Source organism: Virgibacillus halodenitrificans (assembly GCF_001878675.1).
GTDB classification, from domain to species: domain Bacteria; phylum Bacillota; class Bacilli; order Bacillales; family Amphibacillaceae; genus Virgibacillus_Q; species Virgibacillus_Q halodenitrificans.
In genome coordinates this window covers 984685-1000442 of sequence record NZ_CP017962.1, presented here as the reverse complement: position 1 = coordinate 1000442, position 15758 = coordinate 984685, and the positions used below count along the sequence as shown (strand labels likewise).

15 protein-coding genes are annotated in these 15758 nt (G+C 39.5%); 6 read left to right on the top strand and 9 right to left on the bottom strand.

Annotation, left to right across the window (positions count from 1 at the left end; genetic code table 11):
* Positions 1-380 precede the first annotated feature (380 nt).
* From glgA to BME96_RS05095, 6 genes are all read right to left on the bottom strand, one after another.
* Positions 381-1823, bottom strand: a complete 1443-nt coding sequence (glgA, locus tag BME96_RS05120) for a glycogen synthase GlgA (RefSeq protein WP_071648482.1) — start codon at positions 1821-1823, stop codon at positions 381-383.
* Between the two features lie 12 nt (positions 1824-1835).
* Complete coding sequence (gene glgD / locus BME96_RS05115; RefSeq protein ID WP_019376568.1) at positions 1836-2942, bottom strand: glucose-1-phosphate adenylyltransferase subunit GlgD; 1107 nt, start codon at positions 2940-2942, stop codon at positions 1836-1838.
* A gap of 21 nt (positions 2943-2963) precedes the next feature.
* Positions 2964-4121, bottom strand: a complete 1158-nt coding sequence (locus BME96_RS05110) for a glucose-1-phosphate adenylyltransferase (RefSeq protein WP_071648481.1) — start codon at positions 4119-4121, stop codon at positions 2964-2966.
* A gap of 12 nt (positions 4122-4133) precedes the next feature.
* Positions 4134-6044, bottom strand: a complete 1911-nt coding sequence (glgB, locus tag BME96_RS05105) for a 1,4-alpha-glucan branching protein GlgB (RefSeq protein ID WP_071649958.1) — start codon at positions 6042-6044, stop codon at positions 4134-4136.
* A 407-nt stretch (positions 6045-6451) separates the two neighbouring features.
* Positions 6452-7504 carry a glycoside hydrolase family 15 protein gene (locus tag BME96_RS05100; protein WP_408068406.1) on the bottom strand — a complete coding sequence of 351 codons (1053 nt, stop codon included), beginning with the start codon at positions 7502-7504 and terminating at the stop codon, positions 6452-6454.
* A 166-nt stretch (positions 7505-7670) separates the two neighbouring features.
* On the bottom strand, positions 7671-8270 hold the full coding sequence (locus BME96_RS05095) for a hypothetical protein (protein WP_019376564.1): 600 nt from the start codon (positions 8268-8270) through the stop codon (positions 7671-7673).
* A 217-nt stretch (positions 8271-8487) separates the two neighbouring features.
* Here BME96_RS05095 and BME96_RS05090 point away from each other — a divergent pair, with 217 nt between their 5' ends.
* From BME96_RS05090 to BME96_RS05070, 4 genes are all read left to right on the top strand, one after another.
* Positions 8488-10098, top strand: coding sequence for an FAD-dependent monooxygenase (locus tag BME96_RS05090; protein WP_071648479.1), 1611 nt, complete (start codon positions 8488-8490; stop codon positions 10096-10098).
* Positions 10099-10450: 352 nt separating this feature from the next.
* A complete protein-coding gene (locus tag BME96_RS05080; RefSeq protein WP_060680061.1) occupies positions 10451-10990 on the top strand; it encodes a GNAT family N-acetyltransferase in 540 nt (179 codons plus the stop codon).
* Entirely contained in the window at positions 10981-11517 is a 537-nt protein-coding gene (locus BME96_RS05075) for a GNAT family N-acetyltransferase (RefSeq protein WP_231478670.1), read from the top strand. The genes BME96_RS05080 and BME96_RS05075 overlap by 10 nt, the downstream gene beginning before the upstream one ends.
* A 64-nt stretch (positions 11518-11581) precedes the next feature.
* Complete coding sequence (locus BME96_RS05070) at positions 11582-11959, top strand: VOC family protein (protein ID WP_019376559.1); 378 nt, start codon at positions 11582-11584, stop codon at positions 11957-11959.
* Positions 11960-12091: 132 nt separating this feature from the next.
* On the opposite strand, the gene BME96_RS05065 is transcribed toward BME96_RS05070, so the two are convergent.
* Both BME96_RS05065 and BME96_RS05060 read right to left on the bottom strand, forming a co-directional pair.
* On the bottom strand, positions 12092-13105 hold the full coding sequence (locus tag BME96_RS05065) for an NADP-dependent oxidoreductase (protein ID WP_060680059.1): 1014 nt from the start codon (positions 13103-13105) through the stop codon (positions 12092-12094).
* A gap of 128 nt (positions 13106-13233) precedes the next feature.
* A complete protein-coding gene (locus tag BME96_RS05060; protein ID WP_060680057.1) occupies positions 13234-14064 on the bottom strand; it encodes a glycerophosphodiester phosphodiesterase in 831 nt (276 codons plus the stop codon).
* Between the two features lie 205 nt (positions 14065-14269).
* On the opposite strand from BME96_RS05060, the gene BME96_RS05055 reads away from it, so the two are divergent.
* On the top strand, positions 14270-14719 hold the full coding sequence (locus tag BME96_RS05055) for a hypothetical protein (protein ID WP_060680056.1): 450 nt from the start codon (positions 14270-14272) through the stop codon (positions 14717-14719).
* A gap of 82 nt (positions 14720-14801) precedes the next feature.
* Here the strand turns inward: BME96_RS05055 and BME96_RS05050 are convergent, their stop codons facing one another.
* Positions 14802-15083 (bottom strand): hypothetical protein, encoded by a 282-nt coding sequence (locus tag BME96_RS05050; RefSeq protein ID WP_060680053.1) that lies wholly within the window; start codon positions 15081-15083, stop codon positions 14802-14804.
* A 30-nt stretch (positions 15084-15113) separates the two neighbouring features.
* Here BME96_RS05050 and BME96_RS05045 point away from each other — a divergent pair, with 30 nt between their 5' ends.
* The gene (locus BME96_RS05045) at positions 15114-15647 is read left to right on the top strand and encodes a GNAT family N-acetyltransferase (protein WP_060680051.1); all 534 of its coding nucleotides are present in this window, start codon (positions 15114-15116) and stop codon (positions 15645-15647) included.
* Positions 15648-15758 lie beyond the last annotated feature (111 nt).

Sequence of the window (15758 nt, the reverse complement as noted above, 5' to 3'; positions counted from 1 at the left end):
CAACATAGAACTAGTTATTCTTTTTGGACGTGGAATAGATTTTCTGATTTGTAGTAGAGATGGAAGTTTTTTGGGATGGGGGTGGATCATAAGAGGGGTTGGCTCTCTCATTTGAATGCTGTGCTTTCTCATTTGATTGCTACGCTCTCTCATTTGAATACTGTGCCCTCTCATATAAACGCCGGCTCTCTCATTTAGGTGCTGTGCTCTCTCATATAAAGGCTCGCTCTCTCATTTGGGTGCTGTGCTCTCTCATATAAAGGCTAACTCTCTCATTTGGATGCTGTGCTTTCTCATATAAAGGCCGGGTCTCTCATATAAAGAGTGGCTCTCTCATTTGAATGCTGTGCTCCCACCTTCCACCAAAAAAACAGCCATTCTTACATGGCTGTTTTCTCTTTTACTAATGACTCATATAGCTTTACATATGCTTGGGCTGAGGTGTTCCAGCTGAAGTCCTGGCTCATTGCTCTCTCAACCAACTGCTTCCATTTGCCCGGCTGATAACGGAATAGACCTACTGCCTGCTCTAAAACATACAGCATATCATGGGCATTATAGTTGGTGAAAGTAAACCCGTAGCCTGTATCTCGTAGTACATCATAGGCTGTAACGGTGTCCTTCAAACCACCCGTTTTCCTGACAATTGGTATGGTTCCATAGCGTAGCGCCAGCAGCTGGCCGATGCCACATGGTTCGAATTGAGATGGCATGAGAAACAGATCGGAGCCTGCATAAATTTGCCTTGCCAATTCTTCATCAAAAAATAATTGCACCCTTAACTGCTCCGGGTATTCGTCAGCAAGCTTCCGGAAAGCCTGCTCATACTGTTCCTCTCCTGTCCCAAGCAAGATAAACTGTACACCTTGCCCTAGAATTTCACGAAAAACATGGAGCACCAAATCGATGCCCTTTTGCTCAACAAGTCTTGTTACCATGGAAATCACAGGAATAGTACAATCAACAGCAAGATCCAGCTTTTCTTGTAATCGCAGCTTATTTGCTTGTTTCCCCTCAGCATCATCATACGACTGAAAAATATACGGGTCTATCTTCGGATTATACTCCACAGTATCAATACCATTTACAATCCCGTGCAGTAAATCCTCACGGGTGCGCAAAAAGCCGTCCAATTGCTCCCCGTAATATGGCTGTCGAATTTCCTCTGCATAGGTTGGGCTTACAGTTGTAATCAGATCTGCATATGCAAGCCCCGCTTTTAAATAGCTGACATTCCCATGGAATTCAAGTCCATTCATATGGAAATATAAATCACTTAAATCCAATAAGTCGAAAAGTACCGCCTTTGGATAAACGCCTTGATAACGCAGGTTATGAATAGTAAAAACAGTCTTAATATCTGTATAGAATGGATGATTACTATAATGAGCTTTCAGCAATACACTAATCAGACCTGTTTGCCAATCATGGCAGTGAATGATATCAGGCTTCCTATTCAGGTAGGGTAAAGCTTCCAGCACAGCACGAGAGAAAAAGGCAAATCGTTCACCATCATCAAAAAATCCGTAACTACCATGCCGTTTAAAATAATATTCATTATCAAGAAAGTAATAGGTAATATTGTCTTTTTCCAATTTTTCAATACCGCAATATTGAGTTCGCCAGCCGACAGGTACTTTCATTTGAGCTACATTTTCCATCTCCTGTTTCAAGGAAAACGGCAAATCTTCATACTTTGGCAGCATGACACTTACCTCTAAACCTTGTTTCAAAAGCGCTTTTGGTAATGCTCCAACAACATCGCCAAGTCCACCTGTTTTAATAAATGGCGCACACTCTGATGCCGCAAAAAGTACATACATTTTTATCCCCCACTATCGTATAGCCGCCTTTTCAATTACATGAATTTTGCCAGCTTCTGTGTTCTTTTGTTCGTTTATCAGTTTGACATGTTTATCTGCGATGATTCCATCAATCTCCACGTCTACTCCAATTTCCCCTCGTTGCATGATAATACTATTCTTTACCACAGCACCCTTATGTACTTTTACCCCACGAAATAAAACACTGTTTTCAACTGTTCCTTCAATTTCACAACCGTTAGCAACCAGAGAATTGCTCACATTGGATGTAGCAGTATATGTTGCCGGTGCTTCATGCTTTACTTTTGTATAGATTTCGCCTTGTTTATAAAAATAATCATGAATGATTTCTGGGTTTAGAAAATCCATATTGCTTTTATAGTAGCTTTCGTTAGAATGAATAAATGGCAAATGCCCTGTAAATGCATAGCCTTGAATATTTAATTTATGCTGGTTTGCCTTCACTACATCTTTTAAAAAATCATATTCCTCCTGCTCCACACAGCGCTCAACGAGTTTGATAAACAATGCCTTATCTAAAATATACGTTTCCAAACAAACATGCGCTCCAGGAAGTGGTGCTGTGAATAAATCGATATCCAAAAGACTACCATCGCGGAGCATACGACATTGGTGATAGATAGGCTTTTCCACTGGCTCTCCCTCATAATCTTTATATAAAATGGTAATGTCTGCTTGTTTTTTTCTGTGAGCATCTACCGCTTCACTGTAGTCAATTTTTCCAACATGATGGCCTGGAGAAATAACGATCAGATCTGCTTTCGTTTGTTTAAATACTTGTATATGCTCATGAAATTGCTGTAAATCTCCTTTCACTTTTTTATCTGGACTAACAGGTGGAAGGATATGCAGCCCTCCATTCCTCCTGTCCAGGTCCCATTCTCTCCCTGAGCCAAGATGGTCCATGATGGAGCGGTGTTTTGCTTTGGTAAAAACGACCACATCCGTAATTTCCGAATGAATAAAGTTAGATAACGTGAAATCGATTAAACGATACCTGCCCGCAAAAGGGACGGAAGCAAGACAGCGATGCTTTGTCAGTTCTTTTAAAAAAGGTTTATCATTTACCAGATTAATTACCCCAAGTACATTTTTCATTCGCATGTCATTCCTTTCTCATCATGGCAGCGTGTTTTCCAGTTTAGAAAGCATCAGCTGCTGCTCCCCATATAACGTGATTTCCTTTGATTGATTTTCAGTGCCGATCACAGAACAGTCAGCAATTACAGAATGAGGCGCAATAATAGCATTTTCAATCCGGACATTATTGCCAATGGATACGTTTGGCATAATCACAGAATTCCTTATTAGACTACCTTTACCGACCGAAACATTATAAGAAACAACCGAGCCTTCCACCCTTCCGAAAATCATCGTTCCTTCATTTATGAGCGATCGCTCAATCTTCGCCCATGGTGAAATATATTGTGGTGGATTATTCGCATTTCCTGCATAAATACGCCAGTCCGGGTCATCAAGTGTAAAGCCATCCGTTTTATGCAACAGATCCATATTTGCTTCCCATAGACTGCGAATTGTCCCGACATCTTTCCAATATCCATCGAAAGCATATGTATACAGGTGTTTTTTATCACCAAGCATTCGTGGAATAATATCTTTCCCAAAGTCATGGGATGATAGTTCATTGACTGCATCTTCTTCCAAATAGCGTTTCAGTAGCTTCCAATTAAAAAGATACACCCCCATGGAAGCAAGATTACTTTCTGGCACATCTGGCTTTTCTTCAAATTCGGTGATTTTCCCTTGCTGATCTACATTCATTATTCCAAAACGGCTCGCTTCTTCCCACGGCACCTCAATAACCGCAATCGTTGCATCTGCATGTTTTTGTGTATGGGCATCAAGCAGCTTCGTGTAATCCATTTTATAAATATGATCACCTGAAATAACGAGGACATATTCAGGATTATGCTGGTCGATAAAGCGAATGTTTTGATATACAGCATCGGCTGTTCCTTCAAACCAATGTCCACCGTCCTTGGCCTGGTATGGCGGAAGTACAGAGACTCCTCCAATATTCCGATCCAGATCCCATGCTTTCCCATTACCGACATAATCATTTAACAAATGTGGCTGATATTGTGTAAGCACCCCTACTGTATCAATCCCCGAATGGGTGCAGTTGCTTAAAGTAAAATCAATAATCCGGTATTTTCCTCCGAAAGGGACAGCTGGTTTTGCCAGTGCGTTTGTCAACTGGCCGAGCCGTGTCCCCTGCCCCCCGGCAAGTAACATTGCAAGCCATTTTTTACTCATTGTGTAACACTCCTAACCTTTTCTGTATTTCTGCTTCCGTTGTATTGGTTTCTTCGTAAAAACCACCATTCCTAGCGGTGGAACTGTTACCTCCATGCTGTATGGCTGATTATGGTATGGCATTTTTTCAACAAGTAATTTCCCTGTATTCTGTTGACCAGAGCCACCAAATTCCTTTGCATCACTGTTAAAGCTTTCTTGAAAAACGCCTGCAGCTGGTACACCGATCCGATAATTCAAATAAACAGTTGAACTGAAATTACAGACAACAATACAATAATCTCCCCTTCGCTTCCCCTTACGTATGAAACTTATGACACGACCTGAGGAATTATGCGGGTCAATCCATTCAAAACCTTCTTGTTTATGATCGAGTCGCCACAATGAACGGTTGCTTCTGTAAAAATGAATAAGGTGTTTAAAATAATGATGGAATTCTGTGTGAGAATCATAGTCCAATAGATTCCAGTCAAGCTGCTCCAAATCCTTCCATTCATCGAATTGAGCAAATTCACTCCCCATAAACAATAACTTTTTCCCCGGGTGTGTCATTAAATAGCCACAAAGTACGCGTAGATTAGCAAACTTCTGCCAATAATCTCCCGACATCTTGTTAACAAGTGATCTTTTACCGTAAACAAGCTCATCATGGGAAAAGGGCAATACGAAATTTTCCGAGAAAGCGTACATAAAAGAAAATGTAAGTAAATGATGATGGTGACTCCGCTCCGTTTCCTCCATTTGCATATAGCGAAGCACATCATTCGCCCAGCCCATATTCCACTTATAATTAAAACCAAGACCACCAGCAGAGGTTGGGGATGTAACAAGAGGATAATCGGTCGCTTCTTCCGCAATCATGAGTATATGCGGATATTGGGCAAAAATGACTTCATTTAATTTTTTTATAAAAGCAATTGCTTCCAAATTCTCCGGTCCGCCATAAGCATTGGTTACCGGCACAGCCAGTGTATTATCATGATTCAAATAGATCATAGAGGAAACTGCATCAACACGAAAACCGTCAATATGATATTCCTCCAGCCAAAACATTGCATTGGAAATGAGAAAACTAACTACTTCCGGCTTATTAAAATCGAAATTGCACGTTCCCCAATTTGGGCGTTCGGCCATATCCAATTCTCTTGGTTCATACAATGGTGTTCCATCAAATTGCCGTAGACCAGGATCGTCTTTACAAAAATGTAAAGGCACCCAATCCATAATGACACCTAGGCCTGCTTGGTGACACTGATCTACCAAATATTTAAAATCCTCTGGTGAGCCATAACGGCTTGTCACTGAATAGAAGCCTGTAATCTGATAGCCCCATGATCTGTCAAAAGGGTGCTCCATTAAGGGCATAAATTGAATATGTGTATAACCAATGGAAGCAACGTAAGAAATCAATTCATCTGCAAGCTCCCTGTATGTATAAAATTTTCCGTTCTCCTTCTTCTTCCAAGATCCTGCATGCATTTCGTAAATTACCATCGGTTCCTGATAGTGATCCCGCTTTTTTCGATTGGTCTCCCATTTTACATCCTGCCATTCATAGCCTCCCAGCTGGTGAATAATTGATGCAGTATTTGGACGTGTTTCCGATGCAAACGCATACGGATCTGCTTTTTGAATAAGATCCCCTGAAGGTGTATGAATTTCGTATTTATATAGATCTCCTTCTTTAAGATCCGTGATAAAACCAAACCAAACACCGGAAGCATCCATCCGTTCGAGTGGATCATTCTCCCCTTTCCAGTTATTAAAATCACCCACCACGTTTACCTGAAGTGCATTTGGAGCCCATACCGCAAATCGGACACCACGTTGTTTCTGATGTGCAGTTATATGTGCACCAAGCATCCTGTAACTCTTATATAATGTACCTTCATGAAATAAATAACGTTCAAATTCTCCTGGCATGACGTCGTCTGTTTCTTTTATTACACTCGATTTCTCTGTCTTCACAAGCTGATTCTCCTTCAACTAATCTCTTTTATTCTATATCTCTAAATTCCATGCGAAAATTGCGATTCCTTCAAAGATAATTGACTAGTTTTCAGAAGCATTGTCGAAAAAAATTTAAGTCTTTTTTGCAGAGTATCAATGAGCTTAATTAACAATCTGTAATTAATAAAGATCACATTGCTAATGTTAGGATGCATACTTTATCATGTAAATTCATAGTAGGAGGAAATTGCGGACTAGTGGAAATCAAGTAATCAGCAGCAGAGCATAATTATCCGCCGCAGAATCATTGAATAAACCCGCCATATACATCAGAACCACAAAAAAACAGATGCTGCCCAACTGGGTGCATCTGTTTTTTCTTACACATACTGTTCTTGTGTATTCATGACTTCGATCTTTTCCAAGAATAAATACGATAATGCTACAGACCAGGCAAGTGGAGTGTTGCCGTTCGGTTGATTGATTCCACCAATAAATAGCTCTGGGATCTCCCAATTATCTGGTATGTTGCCAATTGTTTTCCCCACATATTCCATTGCACGATCTTTCATTCCGAGCTCCATATAACAAAGGCCGAGCCATGGAAAACCAAATGTCCACTCTGCTTCGCTTCCTTCATTATAATAACGATCATTTTCATAACGGATGACGCCATGTGTTCGTTCCAATCTACTTGTGACACGAGACAGTATTTCTAATGCCATTTCACGCTCAACGATTTGATAAGGATAGATCAACGAAAGTAAAGCTAAATCCGCTTCCTTTGTCTTACTTTCATTTGGCAACAGCTCTTTTAAGGTTTGCTCACCTTTTTGAATCAGTTCTTCTTTCACTGTGACCAGCAGCTTCACAGCCCGGAGACCAGCAACAGCTGCGCCAACACTGGAGGCATGTACCTCCATATTTTCTTCCCACATGCCATTGTCTTCCGCATGCCAGTATTCCACACACTCTAAATAATCCACAAGCTTTTGAATAATACGTAAATCATGCTCATCCCGTATTACCTGCTGCCCGTGCTTGTGTCCTTCACCAACGCCCCAGAGAAAAGCACCAATGGCATCATTCTGCGCATGTCCCCACTCGACATCCAATTCTTTTAGATCCTTGGAATATCTTGCATGAATATACTCATAAAGCTGTACAGGCTTTTGCTTACGATGGATATCAATTTTCCATTCATAGGTTTTAAAAATATCAAACAAGGCTTGATATGCTTTTTCAAAGCGATCGGATCGTTGAAACAGAAATGGCAATACCGTATAGCATACATCTCTGATCCAGACATAACTATAGTCAGAGGAAAGACTTGCGGTATAAGCGCCATTTGGCAGTCGCATACGATCAAGCATTTCCAGTGCTTTTAACCTATCCACGTCAAAATCCCTCCCAAGAAAATTATTTATCTCCATTGTTAACATTCCCTAATTTTTTAAACATGGAACCTTGTAAGCGGTTACGTTTAGATATAGAAAAGCTTACTAAATAAATAGCAGCTTCGTCCCTATAGTGTATGAAGGAAGGGGAAATTTGTGTAAATAGCTATATCCATAAGCCTGCTTTCATTTATAACCTATATTACTTCTTTATTTCCGAACCATTCAATGCATCCGGATAAATCATTTTATCAAAAACCTCTCCTGTACCCTCGTTTTCAAGCTTTATTGTAACTTCACTATCATTTATGTCCTCACCACTAAACATTTGATAATACATACCAGCAGTACCAAGAGATAGTGTCGCAAATCCATCAAAACCTTCTTTATACTTTTCTTCGTCAACGATCATGGTAAATTCAGAAAAGCGTTCGTTGTGATAAATATCTTTAATAGAAGGCGTGCTTTCACTTTGTTTTATTTTATCGATTTTTTCCTTTAAATCTTTTTCCAAATCCTTCAATAAATTCTTGTGTTGTTCTGTTGTCATCGCAAAAGTGACAGAACCATCTTGGTTTTGCGTTACATCTTCCACATTATTTTTTTCCGCTTCCATAAACGCGTCATCAAGTAACCTTTCCTCCTCAAAGAAAAACGCCGGGAGAGTGACTTGAACTTCCGCCTCTTTTTTTTCTTGATCCATGCTCTTTTGCTCTTCTTTTTGTTCATTATTATTTCCAGTGAATAGAAAAAACACGATTATAATTATTGCCAGGATTAATAGGATTTTAAGAAACTTCATACATTCAACCCCTTTCAGCATGGAAATCTTCGTTTAATGCGAACAACTTTCTACTTTCTATACTGAGATAGAGAATAGTTTTAGTCAATTTAAATACTCTTAAGTAAAATATTTTTTACATAACTTTAACAATATTTTTCCCTACTTCTGTCATTTATCCTTTGTTTTTCTTTTCAGGTGTAGGGTAAATTAGTACTAATTAAGGGAGGCATTGATCATGAAACAGACGCATACAGAGGTACTGATTATTGGTGCAGGTCCTACCGGCTTAATGCTGGCTAATATGCTCCATACATATGGGATTAATTTTAGAATCATCGATAAAAAGCAAGGTCCTTCTCGTTATTCAAAGGCTCTCGGTATTCATCCACGCGCAATGGAAATAATGGAGTTAGCCGGACTTTCCGCTCCTTTTCTAAAACATGGGTTTTTAGCTAAACATGCTCAGCTTTATTCAAACAACAAGCCACTTTTCCGCATTAATTTTTCATTATTAAATCGCGATACAGACTATTCCTTTTTAAATATTATCCCTCAACGGGAAACAGAACTTATTTTAGAAAATCATTTGCCACCAAAAAAGGTAGAAAGAGGTAAAAGGCTAACGAATCTTATTCAGGAGCATAATGGAGTAAAAGCTTTAATACAAGGACAAACAGAGGAAGAAATTAGCGCTCGGTTTGTGGTTGGCTGTGATGGTGCGCATAGTTCCACACGAAAAATACTACAAATGCCATTTGAGGGTAAGTCAGAAGGAGTTAGCGTCATGCTTGGTGATGTTAAGCTCAAACAATCGCCATTCCGTGAATACTTAAACTTAATCAGCAACAAAAATGGGCTCCTGTTTGTCGCTCCGTTTAAAGGAGAATATACAAGGATCATCGTTATTGACCTAACAAAACAAGATCGACATTTCCCAAGCAAAGTAGACATGAATACATTTCGAGCTTCCATTTCACATGTTTATGGTGAATCGTTGGAAATTGAGGATCCCTACTGGTTATCCGGGCTAACAACATCCCATCGCCATGCTGCTTCTTATCGGGATGGAAATGTTCTTCTCGCAGGAGATGCTGCCCATGTGCACAATCCGGTTGGTGGGCAAGGGATGAATATTGGTTTCCAGGATGCAGTAAACATAGCATGGAAGCTTGCCTATGTAATTAAAAATAATTTCAACCCTACACTACTTGATTCTTACCAACAAGAAAGAAAACCCATTGCAGCGGAGATTATTAAAAAAACGAGTCGGATGATTAACGTAATTTCCATGAATGAGCCATGGGCTATTCAAACAAGAAACAACATGATGAAATTATTATTGCAACGGACTCTGCTTCAAAAAAAGGTGATGAAAAATCTTTCCCAGCTTACCCATGATTATACCGGCACAGCATACAGTAAACATATCCTAAAGCTAACCGGAAAGCCTGCTGGTGTGCGTGTACCACCGTGTCTTATAGTTACAGCTACTTGGGAAAATATAAACGTTTATGAGCTACTTCGCAGTGGAGAATGTCTCTGCCTTGTCTATGGCAATGAACACTTTTTTCGAAAGAAGCAAACAGTTTTACAAAGAGCAATGGAGACCTTTAATAAAGAATGCGGCAACATTTTAAGGCCAGTATTTTTATTAAATAATGAGTCTAGAGAAAAGTTAGATGAGAGCGAGAACGTGTTCATTGATTTATATGATGAAGCAAAAGAGAAATTAGATTTACAGTTGTATGATGTTCTCGTTATTCGACCAGATGCACATACACTATTTCACACATCTATACGGAATGTTGAGGCTGTAAAAAAAGCTTTAAATTATTATTTCAGGTGAGACGGTGTACGCTGTGTTGCTGGGGACGAGTTGGTTGGCCAGGATGCGACGTTCGCTCTTTTGGGTGAGATGTTGGCTGTCGCGGGGCGTGAGCTTGTTGTCTCGGATGAGGTGCTTACTGTTGCGGGTGGCATGCTTGCTGTCGCGGATGGCATGCTTGCTGTCGCGGATGGGATGTTGGCTGTCGCGGAACCTGTGCTTGTTGTCGCGGGGCGGGAGCTTGCTGTCGCGGGGTGTGGAGCTGTTGACGCGGTAAAGTATATTTTGTTCACCATTTTTAGTAACTAGTTGTATATAATATCCTGATAATTTGGTATACTACGATCAATCATTTTAAATTGGGGGATATTCTATGTTTACACAGTATATTAATGATGACATCTCATTGAAGCTACTTGAAAAACAGGATGCGCAGGAATTATTTATCCTAGTAGATAAAAATCGCAACTACTTAAAACAATGGCTTCCGTGGGTAGATAACATGAAACAGGAAGAGGATTATGAACCGGTTATTGACATGTGGCTAAACCAGTTTTCTTCCCACAACGGCTTTCAAGCTGGCATCTTATATAAGGGAGAACTGACAGGCATGGTTGGTTTCCACGGTATTGATCGGGCTAATAAGAAAACCAGCATCGGGTACTGGTTAGGAGAAAACTACCAAGGGAATGGAATTATGACAATTGCTGTAAAGGCCCTTATTGACCAAGCATTTCATGAATATGGACTAAACCGTGTGGAAATTCAGTGTGGTGTTGATAATAAAAAGAGCAGAAGTATTCCAGAGCGACTTGGTTTTAAACAGGATGGTGTCGTGCGAGATGCAGAGTATTTATATGATCATTTTCACGACTGCGTTTTATACAGTATGCTGGCAAAGGAATGGGAGTAATTTTGCTTTCAGGTGCCGGAAGATTTCATATGTTGGAAACCGCTCGTTGTAGATTGGTAGACATTTCAGAACAAGACTATGGACATGTAAAACAATTGTATAGCAATAAAGAAGTGCGAAAATTTTTAGGTGGGCCGATTCAAGAAGCTTCTATTAAAAATAGCTTTGCAAAAATGCTCACCTCTAGCACTTCAGATGTGCACCTTACCGTTAAAGAAAAAAACACAGATCAATTTATCGGACTTATTTCTTTAGATATGCACCATGATGGTATATCTACAGAGGTTTCTTATCAATTTCTTCCTTTTTGGTGGGGAAAAGGCATCGCCAGAGAGGTCGTAGCAAAATTAATTGACTATGCTTTTAATGAGATGCAGATCTCTCAGCTAGTTGCCGAGACGCAAGCAGCTAATCAAAGGTCATGTGCCCTACTGGAAAGCGTCGGCATGCAAGTAAAGGAAACAGTATTCCGTTTTGGCAGGGAACAGTTCATTTATTGTCTAAATAACAAAAAACTATTGAAATAATTGAAGAACTTTTACTCGCTTTGTAGAAAATCTATATTAAGCAACTCTTTCAGGGGGGATTATTTTGCAAACACAGCCCATAAAAAATCAAATGAATGGTATCTTCGTACATGTTAGCAATTTGAAAAAGTCAGTCCAATGGTATGCAGATATACTAGGCCTTGACGTTGATTTAGAGAAAGTAAACTCACCTGTATACAATATCCCCGTTAATGGAACTACTTCCCTTACGCTTGATGATCACACCTTTGACCCAACATTCGAGCATATCGTCAGTCCGAGCCCGCTCTTCAACTTCTTTGCACCGGATATCGAGGCAGCCTATACATCTATTAAAATGAAAGAAGTGGATATTGTCAGGGAAATAGAATGGGTAGAACAGACAGCATGGTTTAATATTAAAGATCCGGATGGAAATGTTATCATGATTTGTAATTGTTAGTTGAAACGACTTTGAAATTTATAAAAAACAGAAGCACCCGAGTTTGGCGCTTCTGTTTTTTTATTTATGTTGCTTTAAGGCAGGGACTTCCGGTCTCCCCAGTCACACTCAAATATCCTTCAGACTGCTAAATTATTCTTCCTCTGCAACTTTTACTAACTGCTTTCCAATATTCTCTCCGGTAAACAAACCAAGAAACGCATCTGGGATTGTTTTAAAACCTTCCTTAATTGTTTCTTCAAATTTTAATTCTCCATTAGAAACACCTTCAGCGAGAAATTTGTATGCTTCACCAAATTGGTCAGCAAAATCACCAACGATAAATCCTTGCATTTTAGCATGTGATTTAATTAAAAATGGTTGGATCCGCAGACCAATATCTTGTTCACCTTCCTTTAAATTGTAGGAAGAAATAGCACCACATACTGGAATACGCGCAAAGTCATTTAGCAATGGCCAAACCGCATCGCCAATTTCTCCTCCAACATTTTCATAATACACATCTATCCCGTTTGGACATGCTTCTTTTAATTGCTGCTGCACGTCTCCTTTCTTATATTCTACAGCTGCATCATAGCCTAACTCTTCGGTTATATAAGCAGCCTTCTTCTCTGAGCCAACAATTCCAACAACGCGCGCTCCTGCTTTTTTGGCAAGCTGACCAGCAATTTGCCCGACTGCACCTGCAGCACCAGAAACAACGACAGTTTCACCTTTTTTTGGTCCACCAATATGCATCATACCAAAGTAAGCTGTTAACCCCGGCATCCCAAGTGCTCCTAATGCCACGCTCGGATTAAGGCCATTTGTATCAACCTTGCTGACCGTGTCTGGCTGTACTACAAGATACTCTTGAAATGGCAGATTTCCTCGTACAATATCCCCTTTTTCAAGTTGGTCTGTCTTTGACTCAACCACTTGTGCGACGACGCCACCCGCAAGCGGCTCTCCAACCTGAAATGGTTCAATGTAGGAATCTCTATCTGACATTCTGCCACGCATGTATGGATCAACAGAAACATACAGTGTTTTTAATAATACTTGCCCATCATTCGCTTCACCGACTTCTACCTCTTTAAATTGAAATGTATTTTCATCAGGCAATCCATTTGGACGTTCATGTAAAATTAACTGTTCTTGTTTCATTTATATAACCTCCTGTAATTCTTTCAGACTAGCTTATTACTTAATGAATGTACCCTGATTAATAGAAGGTTAATCATACGCATTGTTTAAAAAAATCTTCTAAAGCCAGCGTTCTTAAATTAATATAGTTATTTAACTGGATGCTGATATACATATTCAGGGAAATCAGTAATAATTCCATCAACCCCCAGTTGTAATAAATTATCTGCTTGTTCTTGGATTCTGACCGTATATGGATACATTTTCATATCATGTGTATGGACCCGCTGAAGTAATTCAGGTGATACAATATTTAGGTTCGGATTAAAAAAATCAGCATACGTTGCAAATTTTGCTAGCTGCTCGTCCGTCACATCCTTCCAACTCATACCAGCTAGTACTCCATGCGGAATATCTGGCAATAACTCTTTAGAAGCTTGTACTGATGTATGGTTAAAAGATTGGATGATAATCTTGTTGTTATTTGGACGATCCATATTGCGTTCCTTTAAAACCTTCGCCACTTTTTCTTCAATACCGGGGTATAGCTCAGGTGATTTTAATTCTATTAATATACCAATTTTTCCTCTATACGTATCAATAACCTCTTCAAATGTGGGAATTCTCTCTCCCGAAAAAGTATTGCTAAACCAGCTTCCTGCATCTAACTGCTCTACTTGTTCCAATGTTAAATCTTTAATATTTCCTACACCATTTGTAGTGCGATTTACAGTAGTATCATGAATGACAACTAGTTCCCCATCTTTTGTCATTTGTACATCAATTTCAATATAATCTGCCTTCATTTTAAAAGCTTTGTCAAATGCCGCCATCGTATTTTCAGGCGCATGTCCGGAGGCCCCGCGGTGGGCAACGTTTGCTACCTGAGATTTTGAATCATTACTTGCAGCAAATGCAGGAACAGTGAACATACCTATCAACAGGATTAACGCGAAAAGAATAGAAAAAGTATACCTCATAATCTAACACTCTCCTTTACTTTAATTAACTACAAGTATAAAGATAGTTTATTAATTAAATGTTAACTGAAAATAAAGTATTATAAACAAATGTATAAGTATTAAAAATGAGACTTCTTTCTCTTACTTTATTACTTACTCTTATTGGTATTTCATCTTCAGCCAATGCTATAATGAAGAAAAATAACTAACATCCGGAGGTAACATGCTAACATTTGAAGAAAAACTAGCTATAATTGAATCATTTACTGAATTGACCCGGCATGATGTGTCGCTTGGACGCGTGAATTTTCATTATGAAGGAAGTATAGTGGAGAAGAAGATTGTCGTATACCGACTGCATCCAAATGGAAATGGATTTGTTTATACAGGGGAGATGACCGACACCTATCCTACTGATTCCAAAGGGATGACAAACATTCGCGACTTTAACGAAAAGGATCTTCGCCAAATTATTGAACAGTCCATCGCTTCTCTTTCTGAACAGGAACCGTTAAAGGAAAATTGGATGGATGAGGAAGGAAATACACTAACTTTAATCCATGAATATGAAACCTGGGATATATATGCAGGCAATATGCTGGATGCCACCTATCCAACTTACAATGGCGCTGCAGATTATTTGCAACAAGAAGGATTTTCCAAGAAAAATTAGTGTTTCATCTTATAAAAAAAATAAGGGGTTACAAGCCTACCTGTAATCCTTTATTTCAACCAAAAATATCTCAATTTTTCTACTATAATAATGAAAGAGAGTTTTCCATTCTCAGCATCGCCAAATCTGATCGCCGAACATATCCAATAAGTTCATTAACCGAGACTGGAATCAGATGAACCGAGACATGACATGAGCTGTTCGAGACTGGCTGCTCCCCATCCGCGACAGCAAGCTCCCTGCCCGAGACAACAGACCTCTCAGCCGCGACAGCAAACGCACCAGCCGAGACAACAAGCACCCTGACCGCGACAACCCCCCATCCATCAAAGGCCCTCCCCCTTTCAATAAAAATAAATTCCATACTTGACCAGCCAATTAAGGAGGCAGACCTATGTTTTCTTCAGAAAGAGTATATTTACGCAAAATGGAAAAGAGTGATACAGAACAGTATCACACATGGAGAATGGACATGGATGTAATGAACTCCACCAGTCTATTTTTGGATACATATACGTTTAAAGAAACAAGTGACTTTGTAGAAATTCGCATGCTCGATTCCAGTTCCTCCAAGAGCTATATTATTATGGAAAGGACGCAGCAAATTCCCATCGGGGTCACTTCACTCATTAATCTTGATTTAAAAAATCGAAACGCGGAATGTATTATTGATATCGGTGAAAAGAATTATTGGGGGAAAGGCTATGGAAAAGAAGCGCTGCAATTACTGCTCACCTATGCATTTCATGAGCTAAATTTGCATCGCGTCTCCTTACAGGTCTTTTCCTTTAATACAAGAGCAATTCAATTGTACGAAAAATTAGGTTTTGTTGAAGAAGGGGAATGTCGCGAAGCGCTATACCGAAATGGGGAATGGCATGACATCATTCAGATGGGTATGCTAAAAAAAGAGTTTTTCCAAGCATAAGAATTGCCACTTCAACATTTGATACACTTAACAAGAGGCTGTATATGTCTTCCAAGCTCTTATTATTAAAGGGATCCAGCTGACATAACAACAACAAAACCAGTTGAATAG

Coding starts and splice junctions, on each gene's coding strand:
- glgA (WP_071648482.1), bottom strand. CDS start 1,823: ATGTATGTACTTTTTGCGGCATCAGAGTGTGCGCCATTTATTAAAACA.
- glgD (WP_019376568.1), bottom strand. CDS start 2,942: ATGAAAAATGTACTTGGGGTAATTAATCTGGTAAATGATAAACCTTTT.
- BME96_RS05110 (WP_071648481.1), bottom strand. CDS start 4,121: ATGAGTAAAAAATGGCTTGCAATGTTACTTGCCGGGGGGCAGGGGACA.
- glgB (WP_071649958.1), bottom strand. CDS start 6,044: ATGCCAGGAGAATTTGAACGTTATTTATTTCATGAAGGTACATTATAT.
- BME96_RS05100 (WP_408068406.1), bottom strand. CDS start 7,504: ATGGAGATAAATAATTTTCTTGGGAGGGATTTTGACGTGGATAGGTTA.
- BME96_RS05095 (WP_019376564.1), bottom strand. CDS start 8,270: ATGAAGTTTCTTAAAATCCTATTAATCCTGGCAATAATTATAATCGTG.
- BME96_RS05090 (WP_071648479.1), top strand. CDS start 8,488: ATGAAACAGACGCATACAGAGGTACTGATTATTGGTGCAGGTCCTACC.
- BME96_RS05080 (WP_060680061.1), top strand. CDS start 10,451: ATGTTTACACAGTATATTAATGATGACATCTCATTGAAGCTACTTGAA.
- BME96_RS05075 (WP_231478670.1), top strand. CDS start 10,981: ATGGGAGTAATTTTGCTTTCAGGTGCCGGAAGATTTCATATGTTGGAA.
- BME96_RS05065 (WP_060680059.1), bottom strand. CDS start 13,105: ATGAAACAAGAACAGTTAATTTTACATGAACGTCCAAATGGATTGCCT.
- BME96_RS05060 (WP_060680057.1), bottom strand. CDS start 14,064: ATGAGGTATACTTTTTCTATTCTTTTCGCGTTAATCCTGTTGATAGGT.
- BME96_RS05055 (WP_060680056.1), top strand. CDS start 14,270: ATGCTAACATTTGAAGAAAAACTAGCTATAATTGAATCATTTACTGAA.
- BME96_RS05050 (WP_060680053.1), bottom strand. CDS start 15,083: ATGGAATTTATTTTTATTGAAAGGGGGAGGGCCTTTGATGGATGGGGG.
- BME96_RS05045 (WP_060680051.1), top strand. CDS start 15,114: ATGTTTTCTTCAGAAAGAGTATATTTACGCAAAATGGAAAAGAGTGAT.